The organism is Mycobacterium xenopi, from assembly GCF_009936235.1.
GTDB classification, from domain to species: domain Bacteria; phylum Actinomycetota; class Actinomycetes; order Mycobacteriales; family Mycobacteriaceae; genus Mycobacterium; species Mycobacterium xenopi.
Genome location: NZ_AP022314.1, coordinates 4,845,254 through 4,867,487, shown reverse-complemented (window position 1 = coordinate 4,867,487; position 22,234 = coordinate 4,845,254). Strand labels below are relative to the sequence as shown.

At 67.6% G+C, this 22,234-nt stretch carries 18 protein-coding genes and 3 pseudogenes; 14 read left to right on the top strand and 7 right to left on the bottom strand.

From position 1 onward, the window contains the following. Positions 1 to 53: 53 nt before the first annotated feature. The gene (locus MYXE_RS23345; RefSeq protein ID WP_139821145.1) at positions 54 to 305 is read right to left on the bottom strand and encodes a hypothetical protein; all 252 of its coding nucleotides are present in this window, start codon (positions 303 to 305) and stop codon (positions 54 to 56) included. Positions 306 to 328: 23 nt separating this feature from the next. Here MYXE_RS23345 and MYXE_RS23340 point away from each other — a divergent pair, with 23 nt between their 5' ends. The 3 genes from MYXE_RS23340 (at position 329) to MYXE_RS23330 (ending at position 2,387) form a co-directional block, all read left to right on the top strand. Then, positions 329 to 763, top strand: coding sequence for a hypothetical protein (locus MYXE_RS23340; protein ID WP_139821144.1), 435 nt, complete (start codon positions 329 to 331; stop codon positions 761 to 763). Positions 764 to 949: 186 nt separating this feature from the next. Further along, the gene (locus tag MYXE_RS23335) at positions 950 to 1,267 is read left to right on the top strand and encodes a hypothetical protein (RefSeq protein ID WP_085194581.1); all 318 of its coding nucleotides are present in this window, start codon (positions 950 to 952) and stop codon (positions 1,265 to 1,267) included. Positions 1,268 to 1,616: 349 nt separating this feature from the next. Next, entirely contained in the window at positions 1,617 to 2,387 is a 771-nt protein-coding gene (locus MYXE_RS23330) for an esterase (protein ID WP_003921348.1), read from the top strand. 87 nt (positions 2,388 to 2,474) lie between these two features. Here MYXE_RS23330 and MYXE_RS23325 read toward each other — a convergent pair whose 3' ends face one another. Then, positions 2,475 to 3,380, bottom strand: a complete 906-nt coding sequence (locus MYXE_RS23325) for an IclR family transcriptional regulator (RefSeq protein WP_085194579.1) — start codon at positions 3,378 to 3,380, stop codon at positions 2,475 to 2,477. Positions 3,381 to 3,444: 64 nt separating this feature from the next. Here MYXE_RS23325 and MYXE_RS23320 point away from each other — a divergent pair, with 64 nt between their 5' ends. The 4 genes from MYXE_RS23320 to MYXE_RS23305 are packed head-to-tail and all read left to right on the top strand — an operon-like array spanning position 3,445 to position 7,668. Next, positions 3,445 to 4,368 carry an SDR family oxidoreductase gene (locus MYXE_RS23320; RefSeq protein ID WP_085194577.1) on the top strand — a complete coding sequence of 308 codons (924 nt, stop codon included), beginning with the start codon at positions 3,445 to 3,447 and terminating at the stop codon, positions 4,366 to 4,368. Next, on the top strand, positions 4,365 to 5,168 hold the full coding sequence (locus MYXE_RS23315) for an acetoacetate decarboxylase family protein (protein ID WP_085194575.1): 804 nt from the start codon (positions 4,365 to 4,367) through the stop codon (positions 5,166 to 5,168). The genes MYXE_RS23320 and MYXE_RS23315 overlap by 4 nt, the downstream gene beginning before the upstream one ends. A 3-nt stretch (positions 5,169 to 5,171) precedes the next feature. Next, positions 5,172 to 6,386, top strand: coding sequence for an amidohydrolase family protein (locus MYXE_RS23310; protein ID WP_085194573.1), 1,215 nt, complete (start codon positions 5,172 to 5,174; stop codon positions 6,384 to 6,386). Between the two features lie 13 nt (positions 6,387 to 6,399). Next, complete coding sequence (locus MYXE_RS23305; protein ID WP_039890457.1) at positions 6,400 to 7,668, top strand: amidohydrolase family protein; 1,269 nt, start codon at positions 6,400 to 6,402, stop codon at positions 7,666 to 7,668. 51 nt (positions 7,669 to 7,719) lie between these two features. On the opposite strand, the gene MYXE_RS23300 is transcribed toward MYXE_RS23305, so the two are convergent. After that, complete coding sequence (locus tag MYXE_RS23300) at positions 7,720 to 8,046, bottom strand: PDDEXK family nuclease (protein WP_003921354.1); 327 nt, start codon at positions 8,044 to 8,046, stop codon at positions 7,720 to 7,722. 214 nt (positions 8,047 to 8,260) lie between these two features. Then, positions 8,261 to 9,292 (bottom strand): fused (3R)-hydroxyacyl-ACP dehydratase subunits HadA/HadB, encoded by a 1,032-nt coding sequence (locus MYXE_RS23295; RefSeq protein WP_085194602.1) that lies wholly within the window; start codon positions 9,290 to 9,292, stop codon positions 8,261 to 8,263. 220 nt (positions 9,293 to 9,512) lie between these two features. On the opposite strand from MYXE_RS23295, the gene MYXE_RS23290 reads away from it, so the two are divergent. From MYXE_RS23290 to MYXE_RS23280, 3 genes and pseudogenes are all read left to right on the top strand, one after another. Further along, positions 9,513 to 10,424, top strand: coding sequence for a hypothetical protein (locus tag MYXE_RS23290; protein ID WP_085194571.1), 912 nt, complete (start codon positions 9,513 to 9,515; stop codon positions 10,422 to 10,424). Between the two features lie 83 nt (positions 10,425 to 10,507). Next, a pseudogene (locus tag MYXE_RS23285) lies at positions 10,508 to 11,349 on the top strand (AraC family transcriptional regulator). Beyond that, positions 11,303 to 11,737, top strand: coding sequence for a VOC family protein (locus tag MYXE_RS23280; RefSeq protein WP_085194569.1), 435 nt, complete (start codon positions 11,303 to 11,305; stop codon positions 11,735 to 11,737). The pseudogene MYXE_RS23285 and the gene MYXE_RS23280 overlap by 47 nt, the downstream one beginning before the upstream one ends. 12 nt (positions 11,738 to 11,749) lie before the next feature. Here MYXE_RS23280 and MYXE_RS24825 read toward each other — a convergent pair. Then, positions 11,750 to 12,058 (bottom strand): annotated as a pseudogene (locus MYXE_RS24825) (cytochrome bc1 complex cytochrome b subunit); the annotation flags it as partial. Between MYXE_RS24825 and MYXE_RS24820 the strand changes: the two are divergent. Both MYXE_RS24820 and MYXE_RS23270 read left to right on the top strand, forming a co-directional pair. After that, complete coding sequence (locus tag MYXE_RS24820; protein WP_332102198.1) at positions 11,975 to 12,472, top strand: SRPBCC family protein; 498 nt, start codon at positions 11,975 to 11,977, stop codon at positions 12,470 to 12,472. The pseudogene MYXE_RS24825 and the gene MYXE_RS24820 sit on opposite strands and share 84 nt — an antisense overlap. A 100-nt stretch (positions 12,473 to 12,572) precedes the next feature. Further along, positions 12,573 to 13,862: an acyl-CoA dehydrogenase family protein gene (locus MYXE_RS23270; RefSeq protein ID WP_085194565.1), complete on the top strand. Its 1,290-nt coding sequence runs from the start codon at positions 12,573 to 12,575 to the stop codon at positions 13,860 to 13,862. Positions 13,863 to 13,891: 29 nt separating this feature from the next. Here MYXE_RS23270 and MYXE_RS23265 read toward each other — a convergent pair whose 3' ends face one another. Beyond that, the gene (locus MYXE_RS23265; protein ID WP_003921361.1) at positions 13,892 to 14,635 is read right to left on the bottom strand and encodes a methyltransferase domain-containing protein; all 744 of its coding nucleotides are present in this window, start codon (positions 14,633 to 14,635) and stop codon (positions 13,892 to 13,894) included. 195 nt (positions 14,636 to 14,830) lie between these two features. Here MYXE_RS23265 and MYXE_RS23260 point away from each other — a divergent pair, with 195 nt between their 5' ends. Continuing rightward, a complete protein-coding gene (locus tag MYXE_RS23260) occupies positions 14,831 to 15,697 on the top strand; it encodes an SDR family NAD(P)-dependent oxidoreductase (RefSeq protein ID WP_085194563.1) in 867 nt (288 codons plus the stop codon). After that, on the top strand, positions 15,694 to 17,256 hold the full coding sequence (locus MYXE_RS23255; protein WP_085194561.1) for an AMP-binding protein: 1,563 nt from the start codon (positions 15,694 to 15,696) through the stop codon (positions 17,254 to 17,256). Before MYXE_RS23260 ends, MYXE_RS23255 begins: the two co-directional genes overlap by 4 nt. 11 nt (positions 17,257 to 17,267) lie before the next feature. Here MYXE_RS23255 and MYXE_RS23250 read toward each other — a convergent pair. Further along, positions 17,268 to 22,060: pseudogene (locus MYXE_RS23250) on the bottom strand (HAD-IC family P-type ATPase). Positions 22,061 to 22,234: the final 174 nt, after the last annotated feature.

Here is a 22,234-nt window from a genome sequence, read left to right as displayed (position 1 = left end):
GATTGAAAGGGGGATGGGGAAACGGGTCTGCCTTGCAGACACCGCGCCCCTGACTACCAATGCCCGACATTCTTCGGGTCAACCCCGATGAACTGAGGGCAGCCACCGAGGTCCAGGCCAGGCTCACTGACGCTCAGCGGTTCAACCTCTGGGAAATGCTTCGTAAGGCGGGCGGCGGATGCGTCGTCGGAGGAGGCTCGGCTGGCGTTGTTGGCCTCATCACCGGTGGCCTCGATCCGCTCATTATTGGCGGCGCGTGCGTAGGCGGCGCCATTAACAGCGGGGGCGACTACATATTGGACCACACCAAATGATTAAGGGTGACGCGATGACTACGGTGCGCGTCTTGTACATCGCCGCGCTGATCGCGATTAGCTACGGCGGCGCCCGTGCGCTTAACCACTATCACGATCCAGGCCGTTTTGTCTCCGGCCTCGTGATCGCTGGAGTCGGGATGGCTGTTTTGATCGTGGCAGCGCTTCGCTATCGTCGGATGCCGCCAGAACAGCGCCGACCAATCTCCGGAGAATCGAGTGTTGCCGGAACAATTGGTCTTGTAGCGGCGGCCCTGCTCGCAGCACTTGGCGGCCTCGCCGTCTGGGTGATGTTTACACCCGATGGCGGATTGACAATGCTGCCGATCGCCGCACTCTTCTTCGGCTTGGCCGCATGGGGTCTGGTCGACGCGCGTCGAAAGCTCCGTGCGCCGCGGCAAGAAAGTATTCGAGCTCAACCGGGTCGTCCTGCCGGATCCTCCTCATGACGTCCGGCGGGGTGTATGAGTTCGTGAGCGGAGGCGAGTTGTTCTCATCGTCGGCTGGGTGGTCATGTTCACGCGGGTAACCCCCGAAAGGCTGTCGCTAGATGCGCACCGCGATGACCTGGACTCGCGCCGTCGACTATTATCGGCTTCCCGCGGCTACCCGGCGCGGGCTAGCGTCGACACGCCATGACCTATCCCTCTAACGAGGAGATGTCCTCCGCGCTGCCGGAAGTGCCGGAAGGAATGCGCTGGGTGGTACTGGTGGACAAGCGCCAGATCGCGGTGATGCTGCTAGAGAACGAATTACCGGTCGCTTCCGCAGATGAAAGCCTGGAGCGAGACGCCGAACTCGATTATGACCGCCAGCCGGTTGAGGCGGTGGTTCAGGTGTGCAGACGCCTGGCTGGTGAGGTGTCGCATCAGTGGGGCTTCCTCCACGTGCTCAAGCAGAAACTCGGGCCGAGCGTCGACGTCCGAATGAGGCTGGTGGACTGGAAACGGTGAGCTTTGCGGCAAGCCAGCCAGGGGGGTAGATTCCCAACTTCTGACTAAGCCTGGCTTCTTGTGTTCGGCTGATACACAAATGCAGCACCTATCGGACGCGCTACGACGTCGAGGGCTTGGAAGCGCCTGCCCAGGCGAGGCGCGCTGGTGGAGCTGGGCCGATCTCCACCGCCCTGGGGTCGCCGGTGGTTGGGTCCATGAACTGGCCAAACGCGGTGTGAGGTGTCACCCTTCCATTTCGGACTACGGTATTCAGCGGTAACTCCGCCGGCCCCCACTTGATAAGGACCGCTGCACGCTAATCTCTCGTTCCGCAGCGGTGCTGTGTCTGCTTGGAGGGATTGAAACTATGCGCTTCTTCAGCATGGCCGTGCTCGTCGCGGCCGCCGCCATCTTGGGCTCCGCCGGCATTGCCGTGGCTGCCCCGAAGGACTACTGCGCCGACCTCAAGGGCGCCAATACCGGCAGGACGTGTGAGATCCAGTCGTCGGACCCCGGGTACAGCGTCGACATCAGCATCCCGCTGGACTACCCCGACCAGAAGTCGGTCGCCGAATACGTCTCGCAGACGCGCGATGGATTCCTCAACGCGGCCAAGTCTGGCGCGCCCCGCGATACCCCGTATGAGCTGAAGATGAAGCCGACGGAATACAACTCAGCGATTCCCCCGCGCGGCACGCAGGCCGTGGTGTTCAAGGTGTACCAAAACGTCGGCGCGAACCCAAAGACGACATGGAAGGCGTTCAACTGGGACCAGACCTATCGCAAGGCGATCACCTACACGGCCGCTTCGGACGACAAAGAACATACGCCGCTGTGGCGGGTGGACGATCCGCTCAAGACCGTCGCGCCGATCGTGCAGGCTGAACTGCAGAAGCAGCAGGCACCGCCACCGCCGCCGGCGCAACCGGGACAGCCGGCAGCGGCCACGCCGACGACGCAGACGCCGCCGTTGCCGATCGCACCGGGGGCGCTGTACAACCCGGACAACTACCAGAATTTCGCCGTGGTCAACGACGGGGTGTACTTCTTCTTCGACCAGGGCGCGCTGCTGCCCGACTCAGCCGGGGCGTTGCAGGTGCTTGTGCCCCGGTCGGCGATCGACCCGATGCTCGCATAAAAACCCGTGTCGGCCGCTGCTTCCGGACGCTCACCGCATCAACGCTGTGGGCTACCGCGACGCTGAAAAGGCCTTCGGCACAACGGGTTACCTGTCGGCGGCACCCTCGTTTGCTTCGTCCGCCAAGGCGGCGCTTAGTCGGCGAGTCGCCGAAGCGAGGTGCTCCCCCAGCCGGGTGACCGCTGCACCGCTCATCGGCTCCGCGCTGGGAACCAGGCTGAGCATCAGGGCGATGCGCGGCCCTGGCTCCAGAATCGGCGAGTCGATGTGGCTCACCTTGTAGGTGCGATCTGGGTCCAGACTGACCGGGAACCACTCCTCCTGGTGAATCAGTTCGTCGGTCAACGCCTGCGCTAGCTGACTCAGCCGCGTGGAACGCACTTCGGCACTGCGCACGATCTGCGCCAGTTCCCGCAAGCGCAGGTCGGGCAGGATATGCAGGCCGACCGCGTAGCCGCGCTGCTTGGCCGCTGCCAACGCCTGGCGGTACCGATCACGCACATCCTCGGGCAGGGAAGCCAGCCACCGCTCCCGAGCATCTGGTCCGGCCCAGGCCACGATCGGCGCCCCATACGGCGGGCGGTGGGGGAACTGGGTGCCGATGGGCATCGGGTGACCACCGCCGTGAGGGCTGCGGACCTGATCGACGACGGTGGAGTGGTCATCGCTGACCGAGAAGGCAATGCAATGAGCGCCGGTCGCGGCCGACAGCTCCGCCATAGCGCAGCGGGCCAACACCAGCGCCGGGTAGCGGCTCGCCGCCTCCCTGCCGAGCCGCACCAGAGCGGGACCGAGGTGGTAGGTCTTGCGAACCGGGTCGCGCAATAGCCAGCCGGCCCGCAGCAGTTCGGAGAGCATCGCGTGGCAGCTGGCCTTATGGACGCTCAAGTGCCGCGACACCTGCGCCAATGTCATCCCCCGGCCTTCATCACCTGCCAGCTGCTCGAACAGGCTCACCACCCGCTCGGTCTGGGGGGAGGGACGCGCAGCCACAGAGCAATGGTCGCATAATGCGACTTCTTGCGGTACACAGCGCGACCATGTGACGATTGCCACAATGACTGACCTTCAGGGCAAGGTGGCGGTCGTAACCGGCGGTGCCGGAGGTATCGGCCGTGCCATGGGCAGGCGGTTCGGCCAGGAGGGCATGAAGGTGGTGCTGGCCGATGTCCTGAAAGAACCGCTGGACGAGGCAACCCGGGCACTCGCCGACGAGGGCATCGAGGCGCTCGGGGTGGTTACCGACGTCGCCGACTATTCCTCCGTCGAGTCGTTGGCCAAGGAGGCGCTTGATCGCTTCGGCGCGGTGTGCGTGGTGTGCAACAACGCCGGCACCGGCGCGGTCTCCGAGGGCTACATGTGGGAACACGACCTGGCCGACTGGCGCTGGGGCATCGACGTCAACGTGCTGGGCGTGATCCATGGCATCAAGGCCTTCGTCCCGATCATGCTCGAGCAGGGCGAAGGACACGTGGTCAACACCTGCTCGGGCAACGGCGGGTTCGCACCAATTGCCCGGGGCGCCATGGGCGGACCGGCCAATGCGATTTACCCGATGACCAAGGCCGCGGTGCTTTGCCTGACCGAAAGCCTCTACACCCACCTGGAGATGACCGGGACCCGGGTGCGGGCGCACGTCCTTTTTCCCAGTGGCTTTTTGAACACCGGCATCTGGGAGTCGTGGCGGCACCGCCCGGCGCGCTACGCCGCGACCCAGAAACGCCGCACACCCCAGCACACTCTGGCCGACGTTGTCGCCCGCTTCGAGGCCGCCGGGGCGCGTGTCGAGTTCACCCCGCTCGAGACGGTCGCCGACCAAGTGGTGGAGGGAATCCGGGCGGATCGCTTCTGGATGCTGGGTCCACCCACTCCCGGCGAGGAAGTCGTGAGCCGCAAGGCGGCATCGATCCTTAATCGCAGCAACCCCGACTACCTGGTCGACGTGCTCGACAAGACTGCTACCGAAGGAGGTAAGCGTTGAGCGCCAACGTGATTCGCTACGGCCCGCGCCCACCGGAGGCGCAAGTCGATCACGAGGTCGACGCCACCAAGGCGCCCATCGCCACCGAAGCGGTGACCGTTACGTACCTCACCGATCCGGAGATCGTCGCGGCCGTACTGCCCAAGCCGCTGGAGCCGGCGGCCGAGCCGTTGGTGCGCGTTCAGCTTCAGCGGGTCCGGATCGAGGGCAGACCGCCGTTCGGGTCGGCAGTGTTCTCGGTGACCGCCCGCCACGGCGACCTGCACGGCGACTATCCCCTCTTCATGCCCCAGTCCACCGAACAGTCGGTCACCGGTGGACGCGAAACATTCGGCGAACCAAAGAAATTGGCCCACATCGAGGTGGAACGCGATGGCGATCGCGTCACCGCCACCGTCGACCGGCTGGGCTATCGGCTCATCAAAGTCAACGGTCAGGTCACCGGCCCGGCGGCCACACCGCCCGACCAGGTGAACACCGAGTTCTACTTCAAGTTCCTGCGTGCTCCCGACGGCAACGGCATCACCGACCCCCACCTGGTCTACGGCGAGTACCACCGCCACTACGAGCTGCTCGAAAACATCTACGGCACACTCCAGTTGGGGGAGTCGCCGCTGGATCCGGTGGCCGACATCGTGATTCGCCAGATCAGGTCGATCACCTGGTGTCGTAGGCGCACCGTGCAGGTGGGCCGGGTCGTAGAGCGGGTGCCAGCCGAGTGGCTGCTGCCCTATGTGCACCAGCGCTACGACGACTTGGCCCTGTTGGCTGCTCCCGGGCCCGAGCCGGCGCGGGTGTAGCCCATGGAGCGGTACACGGTTATATCGGCTGACTGCCACGCCGGCGCGGATCTGCTTGACTATCGCGAGTACCTCGACCCGCAGTACCGGGACGAATTCGACGGCTGGGCAAGCACTTACGTTAACCCGTTTAGCGACCTCACCGAGCCCGACGCCGAACGCAACTGGAACAGCGATCGGCGCAACACTGATCTGGATTCCGAAGGCATTGCGGGAGAAGTCATTTACCCCAATACCGTGCCGCCGTTCTTTCCTCAGGCGAGCCTGGCCGCTCCCCCGCCAGAGACCGCCCGCGAGCTCGAACTGCGCTGGGCCGGGCTCCGCGCGCACAATCGCTGGCTGGCCGACTTCTGCTCGTTGTCACCGGAGCGGCGCGCTGGGGTGGGCCAGATCCTGCTCGGCGACCTCGACGAAGCTGTCGCCGAGATAGCGCAGATCGCCAAGCTGGGGCTGCGCGGCGGTGTGCTGCTGCCCGGCGTCGTCCCCGGCACCGGCATCCCACCGCTCTATGCCGAGCGCTGGGAGCCGCTGTGGGCGGCGTGCGAGGAGGCGGGCGTGGTGGTCAACCACCATGGCGGCAGCGCCGGGCCCAGCCCGACCGACGGGTGGGGCAGCTCGTTTGCGGTGTGGGTGTATGAGACGCACTGGTGGGCGCATCGGGCGTTGTGGCACTTGATCTTCAGCGGCGCACTGGACCGCCATCCAGACCTGACCGTGGTGTTCACCGAGCAGGGAGCCGGGTGGATTCCGGCGACCCTCGACTCGCTCGACGTGGCGGCGGCTCGCTACGCCCGGGCAAGTTCGGCGATCGCCCGCTTCGCCGGGCCCACCGCCGGCTCGCTTTCCCTGAAGCCGAGCCAGTACTGGGCACGCCAGTGTTACGTCGGCGCCAGCTTCATGCGGCCTGTCGAATGCGCCGAGCGCCACCGCATCGGCGTCGAGAAGATCATGTGGGGAAGCGACTACCCGCACTTCGAGGGCACCGCCCCCTACACCCGGGAGGCACTGCGGTACACCTTCAGCGGCGTCCCGGCCGACGAGGTCGCGGCCATGGTGGGCGGCAACGCGGCGGCCGTCTACGGCTTCGACCTCGAGGCCCTAACGCCTCTCGTCGACCGAATCGGCCCGACCGTGGCCGAGGTCGCTGAGCCGCTGCCCGCTGTGCCCGCCGACGCCCGCAGCACCGTCTTCGAACCCGACCCCATCCGTGCCTGGTAGCGAAGGGACCACCGTGGAGCCATACGTCATCATCTCGGCCGACTGCCACGCCGAGCTGCCCACCGAGCGATACCGGGAGTACGTCGACCCCGAATACCGGGAGGACTTCGAGGCTTACCTGGCCGAGAAGGCTGCGGCGTCGCAGGTCGGCGGGTTCATCGACGAGGAATTCGCGGAGCGGTGGTTCACCGAGCACGGAGAGGGCATTGCCGGCGGTTGGGACGTAGCTCTGCGGGACAAAGAGCTCGACGGCGACGGGGTGGTCGGCGAGGTGATCTTCCCCGACGCCGACGCCGTGACCGGGGTCGCCGGGGCCCCGTTCGGGGCCGGGCTGGGCCAGTCGGGCGACCTCGACCCCGGACGTGCCATGGCCGGGGCGCGGGCCCACAACCGCTGGCTGGCCGAGCTGTGCAGCCACAGCCCCGAGCGGCGGGCCGGGGTCGCGGTCGTGCCGATACTTGCAGACGTCGACGCAGCGGTCGCCGAGATCACCCGCGCCGCGGAGTCCGGATTGCGGGGCGGGATTCTGATCCCCGCACGCTGGGTCGGCTACCCGCCCTACCACGATCGCCGCTACGACAAGATCTGGGCCGCCTGCCAGGACCTGCAGATGCCGGTGCACACCCACTCCGGCCCCGCCCCGCAAGAGGAGTACGGCGGCCACCTGGGCATCTACGTCACCGAAGTGCGCTGGTGGGGGGCCCGGCCGCTGTGGTTCGCGTTGTGGTCGGGGGTGTTCGAACGCTTCCCCCGGCTGCGCTGGGGCGTCACCGAGTGCGGTGCGTTTTGGGCCAACGACCTGCTGTGGCTGATGGATACCCGCTACCTGCGTGAGCACTCGGCCAAGAAGATGAGCCATCAGATGGAGGGCGATCTGACCATGCCGCCCTCGGCCTACTTCGACCGCAACTGTTTTATCGGGGCCACCACCACCGAGCGTCGGGAGCTGGCGCGGCGCTACGAGATTGGCGTGTCGAACATGCTGTGGGGCAACGACTTTCCCCATCCGGAGGGGACGTGGCCGCACACCCGCGACTGGCTGCGTCGCTCGTTTTGGGACGTTCCCATCGAGGAGACCCGGCAGATGCTGGGCCTGGCAGCAGCCGAGATCTACAACTTCGACCTGGACGCCCTCGCTGCGCTGGCCGAGCGCATCGGCCCGACCCCCGAGGACCTCGGCCAGGACGACGCGGTGAGCATTCCCAAGTGGGAAACCGCGCGCCGCACCGGACGCCACTGGCTGACGGGGGCAGAGCCTGTCCCCGACCTAGTGGAGAGCTGAGAACGCCGCGGAGGGACGCCGCCGCAGCTGCTCGCACGCGCGCCCTTCTGCTCAGGGCTGAGTTAGCTGGTCAAGCGTAAAGTCCAGCGCCACAGGTTCTTTAGTTCGCACCCAATCACCGACGGTGGCCTCGACCCGCTGATAGGTCCCTTCGCGGAGGACGACCTCGACCTCTTGCAGCACGACCAGCGAGTCCGGTCGCCGTTCGTCAAGCAACCGAGTGAGATTCTTCGACACGACCTGGTGCAGCGGACGCGGCCGCGGTGTCATGAGGATGCTTCCCTCGACGAGCTCCCAGCGACGCGCGTCGCCGAGTTCGAGCGCGTCCCACTCTTCGAGAGTCACCAGGCCGCGAGGAAATTCGGCCAGTCCCGCCACCGTGCACCTCCAGTCTCTTTGGGGGCAGGTTACGCCTGTTAGCGGCCCCGCTCGTCGCGAAGCATCCCAGCGGGCACCGACAAGTCTCTGACACCCATTGCGCAGATTCACCCCGTCGTCTGCCGCGCCAGGCGCTGGTGGCTACCCGATCCACGGGTGGCGTCGAACTTCGGCCGTTTCTGACCGCACCGTCGACACCACCAGGGCGTCGGGGTCAGCGGAACCGGACGGTCACCGTCGCCAGGCCGAAGATCTTCCGGCCACCCGACTTGGCGCCGACAATGACGACACCGCTGCGGGTAGCCGGGTCCAGCGACTTGATCCGGCCGCTGAATTCGATGTCTGCACCCTCGGCGGCCGACACGATCGCGGGCTGGGACAGCCGCACCGCATAGCGGGTAACCGCGCCAGGGTCACCTGACCATGCGGATACGTATCCGGCACCCAACCCCATGGTGAGCATTCCGTGGGCGATCACGTCGGGCAGCCCGGCGAGCTTGGCGATGCCTTCGTCCCAGTGAATCGGGTTCGCGTCGCCGGCGACGCCCGCATAGTTGACCAGGTCGCCGCGGGACAGACGCGCATGGCGCACAGGTAACTCGTCGCCGACCTGCACGTCTTCGAAGAATCGCGTCCCTGGAATGCGGGTCGTGCCGCCCTCGGCGATCCGAACCTCGCTCGGGGGGCGCACCGTCTTCTCGTAGTCGGCATCCGAGGCACCGATTTCGGCGATGTTCACGTCGTGCATCATCGCGTTCTGGGCGGCAGTCTTGATCGCCGGATCGACGTCCTCGGCGGTGACGCCGACGACAGTGGTGTGCAGGGTGTGCACCCGTTCGCCGGCAGCATCGGTGTAAGTGTTGGTCACGGTGATCAGGTCTCGCCCGGCGATCCGGCGGACCGACGACAGTTCGACGTCGATACGCAGCTCGTCGCCGGCGACGATCGGGCGGTGCTGCTCGAAGACTTCTTCAGTCTGCACATAGGTGTGGTAACCGACGACCACCTCTTCGAACATGCGGCGATTGCAGGCCATGCCCGGGACCGACGTGAACGTCAGCGGCGCCACCAGATCCGGGTAGCCTAGCTCGGCGGCGGCGGCAACATCCCAGTGCGCAGGGTGGTAGTCCTGCACGGCACGGGCGTACTCGCGTAGCTTCTCGCGCCCGACCAGGTAGGTGCGGTCCATCTGGTAGTAGTGGCCGACCCGCGATTCGATCGCCGATGCTTCTGCTGCTGTGGTCATGAAGGTGCCCAACTTTTCCTGTTCGCCTCTTCGCGAGGCTGACCAAAGCACACTAACCCGCCGTCGGACGTCGACCGCAATCAGCGTGTTATACCGTCGCCGCGCTGAGGTGCGGTGAGCAGCCCTCAGCCGGTCCGAGATGGACCGAGCGGCGTCGCCGCCAAGCCGCGGCTCTAGTCTGAACCCGCATTGCGGAGGCTCAGGCAGAAGGGAGGCCACGATGAGCTGGCCCGCGCGATCGGCCAGGGCCACCCGGCCACCGGGAGCCGGAGAGCTCAACGGGTCGACGCCGCCCCTCCAGCCGCGTCGCCGCGACCCGCGCTGGCACCACGCCGTCGGCGGGTGGCGCGGGCTGTGCTGGCTGGCCGGGGGAGTCGCAGCCAGCGTGGTCATCGTCTGGTACATCGTGTTCAGTCCTGGCGAAAGCGGATCCAAGGCCCAGTGGTTCTTCGGCGCGGTGGTTTTCGGTGTCGCCCTGATAGCCCTCTGGCAGACCATCGCCATCCAGCGTCAAGCAGCCCAGAACGCGGCCGAATCCCACGAACGCCTGCGCAGCCAGCTGGCCGCCGCCGAGGAACGGTCGGCGCGCGAGCTCGCGTTGACCCGAAGCTTGCACCAGACCGAAATGGAAGCCCAACGGGCGTTGCACCGCGCGGAGATGGAAGCTCAACGGGAACTGGCCCGCGTCGAGCGCAGGCATCTACTCGAGCGGTTACAAAGGCAAGCGCTGGTCGAGGTCTCGCGCGCTGTCGGTGCGCACACCCAGATGCTGGCGCTCCTGTGGGACGAGGGCGCGAGGGTGCTGCGCCTCGAGGACCGCGACCAACGGGAGCAAGCCATGAATCCGATCATCGAGCGGATCGCTCAGGTGGTGAACGACTTTGCGGTGGAGATCGACAACGCCCACCTGCTAATCGAGGACGAGCACCTGCACCGCGCGCTGCAACACGTGAACGAGGCTGCGGTGATGGCGATGCGGGTCGCCGAGGAGGTGCACGCCGCCGTCATCGACGGCCACGAACCAGATCCTAATCCGATTCCGCCGGTGCAACGCCTGATGTACAAGAGGGCCACAGAGGCCCGGCGTCTCGCATGGGATTTGCTGCGCGCTGGCCTCCGCGACAGCGGCTAGCGTTGCTCTTGATGGTCGGCGAGATGCAGCGCAGCTGGGAGTTCGTCGTGGCACCGCCGCGCAGCGCCCCGGGCGTCACGTCGATGGTGGGCTACCGAGCCCTGGACGTCCCGGAAACCGTGCATCGCGGTATGCCGTCGTCGACGTTGACGTTCATCGTCAGCCTCGACGACGGGGTGGAGGCGGCCGCCAGCGCCGAGGCGCTGCCCGATGCGCGACCTAACCCCTTGATCCTCGGCGGCCTGCACCTGCAAGCCAGCCATGTGCGGCAGCGGCGCGGTCAGGCCGGTGTGCAACTCGCAGTGCACCCACTGGCGTCACGCCTACTGTTTGGTGTGCCCAGCGCTGAGCTGCCCGTCACCGGCTACGACGGGGGCAAGTGCTCGGCCGGCACGCGGCCGAACTGCCCGAGCGTGCGGCCGCGGCGCGGCAGTGGCCGGAGGTGTTCGCAACGGTCAGCGCCTTCCTCACGGATGCCGGGCGACGCCGCGACGGTGTGACGGTGCGGCCCGAGGTCGCGCACGCCTGGCATCTGCTGCAGCGCACGCGGGGGCGAATCCCGGTGGGACAGTTAGCCGATCGTGTCGGTTTGAGCGCACGCCACTTGACGGCGCTGTTCCGGCGGGAGGTTGGCAGGTCGCCGAAAACCGTGTCGAGGCTGATGCGATTCGAGCACGCGACCACGAGGATCGCGGCATCGGTGCGGCGGCATCGCCGGGTTGATCTAGCCGCGGTCGCGGCCGACACCGGTTATTGCGACCAGGCCCACCTGACCCGCGAGTTCGTCCGGTTTACCGGCGTGCCGCCGGGCACCTGGCTCGCCGAAGAGTTCCGAAACATCCAAGACGGCGGGCACTCCTTCGGGTCACAGTCGGAGCATGACTACTTCGAATCCGACGGTGTGGCTCACGCTGCAGGCACATGACGCTGCCAAGCTCATCGACTACTACGTGGAAACATTCGGTTTCGTGCTCACAGCGCGATACGGCGCGGGCGACAGGGTCGATCACGCGCAGTTGAATTGGCCCGAAGGCAGCGGCGGCATCATGCTCGGCAGCTACAAACCTGGCGCCGACTGGTGCCGTGAGCCGGGAAGCGCTGGCGGTTATGTCGTCACCAGCGACCCGGACGGCCTCTACGAGCGGGTCCTTTCCCGCAAGGCCGAAATTGTCCGTCCACTGGCGAAAACCGACTACGGCGCCAATGAATTCGCCGTTCGGGACCCGGAGGGCAACCTGTGGTCGTTCGGCGATTACACGGGCGAACCCGTGGCGGGTAACCAGGATGCCGGAGCGGCCGGACAGCACCGGTAAGCAACCGCGGGATTAGCCGCGTTCCTGCCGTTGCCGTAGCGCGGTGCGGGCCCGCTGCCCGGCCGCGTATGCCGCGGCGGCAAGAGCATCCCGTTCAGCCGGCGGGTCGGCGACGAGCAGGCCGCCGGTCGGGGGAGCGCCACTGACAGCGAGCTTGTTCATTCGCTTGGGTACCGGCGCCCCCTGGTATTGCAGCCGGAACGGGCCGAGCGGCTGACGAAGTTCGACGTAGGCGCCGTGCGGCAACCGCTTGATGATGCCGGTCTCGATGCCGTGCTCGAGCACCTCGCGGTCGCTGCGCTGCGACGCGACGCACCACCGCCCGTATCGACTTGGTGCACCGACGGACAGGCCACCTATGTGTATCACTTGTTCCCCAACGCCATGTTTGCGACATTCCCCGACCAGGTGCTGTTAATCGTCATCGACCCGGTCTACGTCGAGCATTTCGTGGTCACCATCTACGCGATGACCACAGCCGAATCGGCTGAGAAGCCAACGAAATACGCCAACGGCCGCGATCCTGCCGGTGCACGCACCCTGCTCGCAGCCGGCGCGCTGGAGGACAACGAAATGTCGCAGGGCGTGCAGCGAGGTCTACGCGCCGGCGCCAACACCTACGTGGAGTTCGGTCGGCACGAAAGCGCGATCGGGCGCTTCCATGCCACGCTTGACGAGCGGCTCAGGCTTCTGATTGAGCCGACACCACGGCCGGCGGGCGACGACCAGGGCTGATGTGAGGCCGGGCGGCATGCGCCCCCCTCCCACGAGCATGTCGGGGGGAGGCCGATACTCGTCTGTACCGCTGGCCAACCGATTGACCACAGGAGGCACCGTGGCCTGGGATTTTTCCACCGAGCCGGAATTCCAGAGGAAGCTGGACTGGGTCGAGGAATTCTGTCGCGAGGAGATCGAGCCCCTCGAGTACGTCTTCCCCTACGCGGTCCGTTCACCGGACCCCGTGGTGAAGAGCTACGTGCGCGGCCTGCAACAGCAGATCAAAGACCGCGGGCTTTGGGCGATCTTCCTCGACAAAGACCTCGGCGGCCCGGGTTTCGGCCAACTGAAGCTTGCGCTGCTCAACGAGATCATCGGCCGGTACCCGTCAGCGCCGGCGATGTTCGGCGCCGCTGCGCCCGACACAGGCAACATGGAAATGCTCGCCGCTTACGGCACCGAGGAGCAGAAGGAGCGGTGGCTCAAGCCGCTGCTGAACCAGGACATTTTTTCCGCCTACTCGATGACCGAACCGCAGGGCGGTTCCGACCCCAACCTGTTCAAGACCCACGCTGTCCGCGACGGCGACGAGTGGGTGATCAACGGCGAGAAGTGGTTCACCTCCGCGGGCCGGGTGGCCGACATCTTATTCGTCATGTGCACCAACGGGATGTTTGTGGTGCCCCGCAAGACGCCCGGCGTCGAGATCATGCCGGAGCCCCGCAACCACAACCACATCATCTACCGCGACGTCCGCGTGCCCCTCGACCACCTGCTGGGCCCGGAGGACGGTGCCAAGGTGCTCGCCCAGCGGCGCCTCGGCGGTGGCCGCATCCATCACGCCATGCGCACCATCGCCCAATGCAAGTTGGCGCTGGACATGATGTGCGAGCGTGCGCTGTCGCGCGAATCGCACGGCAAGATCATCGCCGAGCACCAGATGGTGCAGGAAAAGATCGCCGACTCCTACGCCGAGCTGCTGCAGCTGCGGCTCATGGTGCTCTACACGGCGTGGAAGATCGACAACACGAGCACCCAGGAGGCCCGCACCGAGATTGCGGCCGTCAAGTTCACGATGGCCAAGGTGCTGCGGGAGATATCGTTTCGCGCGCTGCACATCTTGGGCTCGCTTGGTACAACGGATCTCACTCCGCTGCAGGCGATGTACGTCAGCGCCCCGACCATGGGCATCGCCGACGGAGTCGACGAGGTGCACAAGGCTACCGTCGCCCGACGGCTCCTGACGCAGTACCGGCCGCAGCAACACCCGTACTGGCCGACGGAGTACATCCCGGCCAAACGAGAGGCGGCGTGGAAGAAGTTCGAGCCGAAGTTCCAGGCGAATCCCGAATTACGCGCATCGGCCGAGGCCTACAAGCAATACTTCGCATCCCGGCGCTCCGGCTAGCGGAAAGCGAAAATCCTTGAGTCACATCATTATCCGCGTTTGGCGCGGACCCATTGAAAAGTGCCGACGACCTTGGTGCGCACGCTGACGAAACCGTGGTCTTCCAGTATGTCGGCGATTTCGTCTTCGCCGAAGACATAGGCCCCGATATCGGGAAGAACCCGCCAGAGCCGCGCGGCGCGCCCGGCGGTGGGCACCATCACGGCCAGTCGCCCGCCCGGACGCAGCACCCGCGCCATCTCGGCGAGCGCCGCCGCGGGATTCGGGACCAACTGCAGCACGGCGATCGAGACCACCGCATCGACGGTCTGGTCGCGAAGCGGCAGTTGTTGCGCGTCAGCCCGCAAAAAGCCGACCTGCGGCCCCCACTGGGTGCGCGCCGCCCGCGACAACATCGCCTCGGACAAGTCGACGCCCAAGACCAGGCCCTCGGCCCCGACCGCGTGGGCCAGTGACGCGGTGATGCTGGCAGGGCCGCAGCCGACGTCGAGCACGGTGGCGCCGGCCGAGATGTTCAACCACTCGATGGGCAGCCGCAAAACGCCGAGCAGCCTGCGCACAAGGGCCTGCTGGGTGTCGTAGATCGTCGCCACCACCGGCGAGGTCCATATCGCCTGGATTACGCCCTTGCTCGGTGCGGATTCCTGCCCCGACGCCGCGCCCAGCAAGTCGAGGTAACCCTTGCTGACGTCTGGGTCTGCCGGCGGATCAATCAAAAGCTCCAGCGCCTTGCGCAGCGCGGGCGGCAATGTGGTGGTGTTCAGATCGGTCATGCACCTTCCTTCCGCCAAATGTCAAGCTGTACTGGTGATTACGTCACACGCGCCGCATCAAGCGGGTGTTGATTTGCAGCCTACGCCCGGCCGCTGCCGGATGCGTTAACGCGGCGCGAAAACGCGGCGAACCCACCGCCCCACCGCCGACGTTGCCCGGCCGGTCGAGTAGCCGCATGCGGTGAGAATGGTTGCATGAGCGTGACCGCCAAGGTGATCGACGAGCTGGTCAACCCGCCGCGGGTTGCCGATCCCGACAAGTTGCGCCGAGCCGTTGCCGGCAAAACGGTGTTGGTGACGGGCGCGTCTTACGGCGTCGGTGAGGCGACCGCGCGTGTGGTGGCCGCTGCAGGAGGGACCGTGCTCGCCGTCGCCCGCTCGGCCGATCGGCTTGACGACCTGGTGGCAGCGATCACCGCCGGTGGCGGACGAGCGGTCGCTTACCCGACCGATCTCACCGACGAAGCGGCCGTCAGCGCGCTGACCAAACGCATCGCCGACGACCACGGCCCACTGGACATCGTGGTGAGCAATGCCGGCAAGTCGATCCGGCGCTCGCTACATCACCAGTACGACCGCCCGCACGACTTCCAGCGCACCATAGACGTCAACTACCTGGGCCCGATCCGGCTGCTGCTCGGGGTGCTGCCCGCGATGCGGGAGCACGGTGGCGGCCACATCATCAGCATTTCGAGTGTCGGGGTGCGGGTGCCGCCCGGCCCGCAGTGGGGTGCCTACCAGGCATCGAAGGGAGCCTTCGACATCTGGCTGCGCAGCGTCGCCCCCGAGTTGCATGCCGACGGCGTCGATGTCACCACGATCTATCTGGCCTTGGTGCACACCCGGATGACCGAACCCACCCCGTTGCTGCGCAAACTGCCGGGCCTATCCGCCGACGAGGCCGCCGACGTCGTCGCGAAAGCGATCATCGAGCGTCCCCGCACCATCGAGCCATGGTGGGTCTGGCCCGCCGAACTCGCCACGGTGGCACTGGCCGGGCCGGTGGATTGGGCGGCGCGGCTGTGGTATCGGTACGCCATCGAGCCCAAGCGCCGGCCATGACGACCGCGAGCGTGGTCACCACCGCGGCCCGAGCGCTGCTGCGTTCCCGATTGCTCACGCCGCCAGGCCCTGCCCAGGCGCATCGCCTGCTTCGCGAGATGCGCCGCGGCGGCACCAATCCCGTTACGTTGCTGACCATCGCGGCGGCCCGCGCGCCGCATCGAGCGGCCATCATCGACGACGACGGCGCCATCACCTACCGCGAGCTGCAGTCGAAGACCGAGGCCGTCGCTTGCGAGCTATACCGCCGCGGCGTTCGACCCGGGCAGGCGGTCGGAATCCTGTGCCGCAACGGCCGCGGCTTCCTCGAGGCGGTGTTCGCGGTCGCGTTGGTCGGTGCCGACGTCGTCTTGGTCAACACGGAGTTCCGCACCGATGCTCTGGCCGCTGCGCTGAGCACTCACCGGATCACAACCGTGGTGTGCGACAACGAATTTGTCCGACAGCTGGCGGCAACCGGAGAATCGATGACGGCGATCGACCCGGCAACGATCGAGACCCCCGAGCATAAGCGGCCCAAAGTCGCGACAGCAGGCCGGATCGTCCTGCTGACATCGGGTACCACCGGTAAACCCAAGGGTGTGCCCCGCACCCCGCGGATAATATCGGCGGTCGGCGTCGGCGCGACGATACTCGATCGCACCGGGCTCCGGATCGGCTCGCGAATTTCGGTGGCAGTACCCATGTTTCACGGTCTCGGGTTGGGCATGACCATGCTGTCCGTAGGCCTGGCCGGCACCATCCTGACTCGGCGGCGATTCGACGCCGAGGCCGCGCTGGCGCAGGCGTCGCTGCACCGCGCCCAGGCGTTTACCGCCGTGCCGGTGATGCTGGCGCGCATCCTTGACCTGCCGTACGCCGTGCGGGCCCGCAACCCGGTGCCGTACCTGCGGGTGGTGCTATCCAGCGGCGACCGCCTGGATCCCGGTGTGGCGCGACGGTTCATGGACACCTACGGTGACATCCTCTACAACGGCTACGGCTCCACCGAGGTCGGCATCGGAGCTTTGGCCACACCGGCCGACTTGCGCGAGGCTCCGGAAACCGTGGGTAGACCGGTGGCCGGCTGCCCGGTGCGCATTCTCGACGAAAACGGCAACCCGGTCGGGTCCCATGTCATCGGGCGGGTGTTCGTCGGCGGCAAGCTGACCGCACAGGGCTACACCGGCGGCGGCGCCAAAGCCGTCGTCGACAACATGAGCAGCACCGGCGACATGGGATACTTCGACGAATCCGGGCGCCTCTACATCGTCGGTCGCGAAGACGACATGATCGTCTCCGGCGGGGAAAACGTCTATCCGCGGGCGGTGGAAAACGCGCTGGCGGAGCATCCTGACATCGCCGACTATGCGGTGGTCGGGGTTCCCGACGACCGGTTCGGTCATCGTCTAGCCGCCTATGTCGTGCCCCGGCCGGACACCGGCATCGACGAAGCCGCGGTACGGGAATACCTGAAGCACAAGGTTTCCCGATTCGAACAGCCGAGAGACATCGGCATCGTCAGTAGCATTCCACGCAACCCCGCCGGCAAGGTCGTGCGAAGCCAACTGACGACCTGAAAGCGTACTGTCTACTCCACGACCCGCAGCCGCGGGGCCATGTCTGGCACGGACGCCGACGCGTCGACGGTCTTGGTCAACCAGTTCGGGGCCAGCGCCGAGACGGCGGTCGCCGCTGCGGTCGCGCCGATGACGCCCGTCCAGGCGACGGGGCCCAGCGGCGTGCACCCGAAGAACTGGCTAAGGCCCGGGGTCTGGACGATGCCCACCAAAACCGCGGCGCTGCCCAGCGCGGTGGCCACCACCAGCGGGCTGTGGCGGCGTGTCAGCAGGGTTTGCGTCAACTGGGTACCGACCAGTGCGGTCAATCCCATGGTCGCCGTGCGTCTTTCGGTTCCCGGTGTCCAACGCCCGATGGCCCAGGCTGCGGTGGCGCCGGCGGCGGTGACCACACCGCGGCTGACGATCTGCCGCATCAGCGGCGTGTCCAGCGACGGCGCCGCTCGGTGAGCACCGCACGCTGGTAGGCGCGGTGTGCCTCATCGAGGCCGTCACCGGTTTGTTCGTCGCTGTCTTCAGGTTCGGGGAATACCGGGGTAACCGCCACCGCCAGCGCGGGGAACATGTCGGTGAGCAGGTTCACCAACAGCAGTTGGCGCGTCCCGATCGGTGCGCGTCCCGCGCCGAACGCGGTGCCGACGATGGTGAAGATCACCTCGCCCACGTTGCCGCCCACCAGAATGGTCAGCGCATCGCGCACGCCGCTCCACATGCCGCGGCCCTCAACCAGTGCGTCAACCAGCACACCGAGGTCGTCTTCGGTCAACACGATGTCGGCCGACCCGCGGGCGGCTGACGAACCGCGGCCGCTCACCCCGATACCGACATCGGCCAGCCGGATCGCGGCGGCGTCGTTGGCGCCGTCGCCAACCATCGCGATCACCTGCTCGCAACGGCGCAGCGCCGCCACGATCTGCACCTTTTGTTCCGGGCTGACGCGGGCGAAAACCTGGACCTCGGAGGCCAGTTTGGCGCAGGCGTCCTCGTCGAGCCCGGCGAGTTCGGCTCCGGTAACTACCCGCACGTCGGCCGGCAGGCCCAATTGGTGGGCGATGGCCCGGGCGGTGACGGGATGGTCTCCGGTGATCAGCACGACGCGTCGCCCGGCATCCTGGAGCGCTTCGATCAGCGGCCGCGCCGACGGTCGAGCGGTGTCTGCCAGGCCGACATAGCCGAGCAGTTCCAGATCTTGGGCGGCGGCTTCGACAGCGTCGGCGTCGGTGTCGGACTCCTCGGCGGTGTCGCCGTCCCAGCGGCGCCGCGCCACCGCCAGCACCCGCAAGCCGCGTTCGGCGAGGCCGTGCACCACCGACTCGGCATGCTCGCGCTCGGCCTCGGGCTCGGCAAACCGGCAGCGCGGCAAGATCTGTTCGGGTGCGCCCTTGAGCACCAGCATCGGTGCTTGCGCCTCGTCCCGCAGTGCGCCGATCGTGGCCGAGAATCCGCGACTGGACTCGAACGGAACCTCCGCAATCACCGTCCACTCCGAATCAGCTTGGCCGCCAAGCGAACCGGCTGCGGAGATGATCGCTTCGTCGGTGGCATGCGCGTGTCCGTGCTGATCCTCCGGCTCCGGACAAGCCCGCGCGGCGGCCAAAAGCACCTCGGCGGCCTGCGGATCGGCCAAGTCGGGGAATGCCCGGGTCGGGTCGGTGGTGGCCGGCACGGCACACACCACATGCAGGCGGTTCTCGGTCAGCGTGCCGGTCTTGTCGAAACAGACGGTTTCGACGCGGCCCAGCGCTTCGATGGTGCGCGGCGCGCGGACCAGCACCCCGCGGCGCGACAACCGACGTGCGGCGGCCAGCTGGGCGACCGATGCCACCAACGGCAGCCCTTCGGGGACCGCGGCCACGGCGATGGCAATGCCGTCGGCGACCGCCTGACGCAGCGACGCCCTGCGCAGCAACGCCAAGCCGGTCACCGCGGCGCCACCGGCGAGCGTCAGCGGAAGCACCTTGCTGGTCAGCTCCCGCAGCCGCGCCTGCACGCCGGCTGCCGGTTCGACGTCGGAAACCGCGGAGATCGCGCGTTGCGCCGCGGTCGCCGACCCGGTGGCGACGACGATGGCGCGCGCGTGCCCGGCGACGATGGTGCTGCCCTCGAACAGCATGCTGGCCCGATCGGGATCGTCGGCGGCGACGGGCTCCACCTGCTTGTCGACCGGCAGCGACTCACCGGTGAGCAGGGATTCGTCCACCTCGAGATCCTCGGCGACCAGTAGCCGCGCATCCGCGGGTACCACCTCCGGAGCGGCCAGGTCGATGATGTCGCCGGGCCGCAGCGAACTGGCGGGCACCGTGACCATGCGTTCGGTGTGCCGGGCGTCGTCCAAGCGGCGCCGTGTCGTCGCCATCACCGGGACGACGACACGGCGCGTGAAGCGTTCCTGTTCGGCGAACAGCTCGGCGGCCGCACGCTCCGCGCGTAACCGCTGCACCCCACCGACTAGCGCGTTGGCGGTCATCACCCCGGCGACCAGCAGCGCATCGACATTGCTGCCCACAACGGCCGACGCCGCGGCGCCCACCGCCAAGATCGGGGTCAGCGGATCACGAAGCTCAGCCCGGGTCGCGGCCAGTAACCGGCCCGCGGCACGGGCCGGCTCGCGCAGCGGCGCCAGCGGCGGGCTGTCGGATAGGTCGGTGAGGAAGCGTTGCCATGACGACACGCCCGGCTCGGCCGCCAGTGGTCGCCTCCGACCGGCCAGCCGAGAGTAGACGATCTCGGGATCCAGGGCGTGCCACGCGGTCAGCGGTTGCGGGGTGGGCTCGGGCAGCCGCAACACCTTCCGGGCCGACCAGGCGCCCGATATCAGGGCGGTCGCGGCGGCCGCGTTCACCGGGCTGAGCCAGCGTCGCAGCGCCACCGGGTTGGCTTGCCCGGGTTGGCCGGTGACGGCGATCAGTCCGGCAAGTGTGCTGCCGCCCTGCGCGAGGTGCACACCGGTCTCGCTCACGCGCCGGGCGGCGGGAAGCGCCGACAGGATCCGCACTACCGCGGCGAGGTCGGTGCCGGTGATGATGTCGGCGGTCCACGGGGTGGCCGCTTTCGGGTCGTCGAGGGCGACTCCGACGTCGGCGACAGCCAGTGCCGCCAGCGTGTCGGTGGACGCGAAATCCGGGTGCAGCGCGGTGACCAGCAGCACCGGCCCGCGGTCGGCCCGCAGGTCGCGAACCAGCTTCAGCAGCGGGGTGCCCGCCGGATGGGCGACCGCGGCGCTGGCCGCCAGATCGTCGGTGCCGGCGACGTGCCGCAAAACCACCCGGGCCCCGGTGCGGTGCGCGGTTTGCAGCAACGGGATCGCGAACGGGTCGACCTCCCAGCCCACTTCGACGCTGCCCACGTGTTTGCCGTCGACCACCAGGTCGGCGCGCTCCAGGCCTTCGGCCGGGGTGGCCGCCGGGCCCTGCGGTGGAAGCCATTGCAGGCGTGCGCCGGTGGCGGGTAGCTCGTCGGGATCGGGCTCGGGCGCCTGTTCGCCGTGCAGGAGCGCGTCGGCGACTTCGTAGACCCGGTCGTCGTCCCACCCGGGGCGCCGCCTGTGGCTCGCAGCACCGCCCGCGCGTCGCCGCGCAGTGCCGCGCCGTCGATGACGATGACCTGAATCCGGTCGAGGCGGCGCAGCGCGCCCCGGTCGAGCACCAGTTGCCCGCTTTCGGCCAGCCCGCGGCCCAACACCGCGGCGAAGGCTTCCCGGCCGTAGACAGCTGCTTTGGGTATCGCAGCCAAGATCGCGTCGGCGACGGCCTCGGATCCGCCGCCGCCAGCAACGTGCCCGCGGCGGCCACCAACGAACCGTTGGCCGCTTGTTCCAGGTATTGCTCGACCGGGCCGGGCATTGCGCCCTTGGCGGTGTCAATCGCCGCGTCGACGGCCCCGTCGACCACGACGTGTGAGGGCTCACCGTCGGGCTGTGGGGAGCCGGATGGCTGCGGGCCGGCGCCGATCGACGAGATGACGGGAACCACCGGTGCCTGTGGACGCTGCGGTGAGGCCATCTCGGGTTCGCGCTGCCCCCAGGTTCGGCGATGGGCCGCGGCTTCGGAGATTTGAAAACCTCGATGCGCCAAGTCCAACAATGGTGTGCCGAACGAATGCGCAAGCCCATGCACCGCGGCGGAGGAGGCGCTGAGCGCGATCTCGGTACTCGCCCGGCCCAGCCGCGACTCCAGGACCGACCGCACCCGGGGTTGGTTGAGGACGGCGACGGCGGCGCGGGCGGTTCGCGGCGCGGCCGGCAGCCGGCTCAGCCAGCCGCCACCGCGGCGCCGACCGCGACCACGTCGAGGGCCGCAGCGGTCAACGGCACCAGCATCGCCGCGGGATCTCCGGGGTCGGCGAAGGGCGCTATCCGAGGCGCCGGCTCGTGGTCAATGCCGTCGACCGCGATGGATGTCACCGCATCACGCACCGCGTTCGTCATCGTGTCGCCGTCGACGGATTCCTCATGCTCGACCACCAGCCGACCCAGGGCACGCTCGACATGGGCCGACGACACGCCCGGAACCTTGCGGGCCACCCGCTCTACCGCTTCCGCATGCTGATGCCAGCGCGGAAAAGGCAGCAGCGGATCCAGGTCGACATGCAGGCGTCGTTCGGTATGCCAACGCACCGACGGTGCGGCCGCGCGGTGCGAGTTGCTCGCTGTCCCGACGACGCGTCCGGCCGATCGCACCACCGGGGCGGTCAGCAACTGCGCCGCACCCGCGGCACCGGCCGCGGTCTGCACGCCGGCTCGCACCACCCGCACCGCGCCATCGGCCACGCCACCGACAACGGTGGCCACACCCGGAACCCTCATCGCGTTACCCTTCACGTCTGCCGCGGCCAAGACATACGACTATTACCTAACACCGACCGCAAAGTTGCCTGGTAAACGGGATCGCTGCCGTCGCTCAACGGCTCAGCGGGTTGGCGGCAGGCCGAATGCGGCAAACAGCTTGGGATCAACACCGCGCTGCCGCGCCGGAAGCTC

Coding starts and splice junctions, on each gene's coding strand:
- MYXE_RS23340 (WP_139821144.1), top strand. CDS start 329: ATGACTACGGTGCGCGTCTTGTACATCGCCGCGCTGATCGCGATTAGC.
- MYXE_RS23335 (WP_085194581.1), top strand. CDS start 950: ATGACCTATCCCTCTAACGAGGAGATGTCCTCCGCGCTGCCGGAAGTG.
- MYXE_RS23330 (WP_003921348.1), top strand. CDS start 1,617: ATGCGCTTCTTCAGCATGGCCGTGCTCGTCGCGGCCGCCGCCATCTTG.
- MYXE_RS23320 (WP_085194577.1), top strand. CDS start 3,445: ATGACTGACCTTCAGGGCAAGGTGGCGGTCGTAACCGGCGGTGCCGGA.
- MYXE_RS23310 (WP_085194573.1), top strand. CDS start 5,172: ATGGAGCGGTACACGGTTATATCGGCTGACTGCCACGCCGGCGCGGAT.
- MYXE_RS23295 (WP_085194602.1), bottom strand. CDS start 9,292: ATGACCACAGCAGCAGAAGCATCGGCGATCGAATCGCGGGTCGGCCAC.
- MYXE_RS23290 (WP_085194571.1), top strand. CDS start 9,513: ATGAGCTGGCCCGCGCGATCGGCCAGGGCCACCCGGCCACCGGGAGCC.
- MYXE_RS23280 (WP_085194569.1), top strand. CDS start 11,303: ATGACTACTTCGAATCCGACGGTGTGGCTCACGCTGCAGGCACATGAC.
- MYXE_RS23265 (WP_003921361.1), bottom strand. CDS start 14,635: ATGACCGATCTGAACACCACCACATTGCCGCCCGCGCTGCGCAAGGCG.
- MYXE_RS23260 (WP_085194563.1), top strand. CDS start 14,831: ATGAGCGTGACCGCCAAGGTGATCGACGAGCTGGTCAACCCGCCGCGG.
- MYXE_RS23255 (WP_085194561.1), top strand. CDS start 15,694: ATGACGACCGCGAGCGTGGTCACCACCGCGGCCCGAGCGCTGCTGCGT.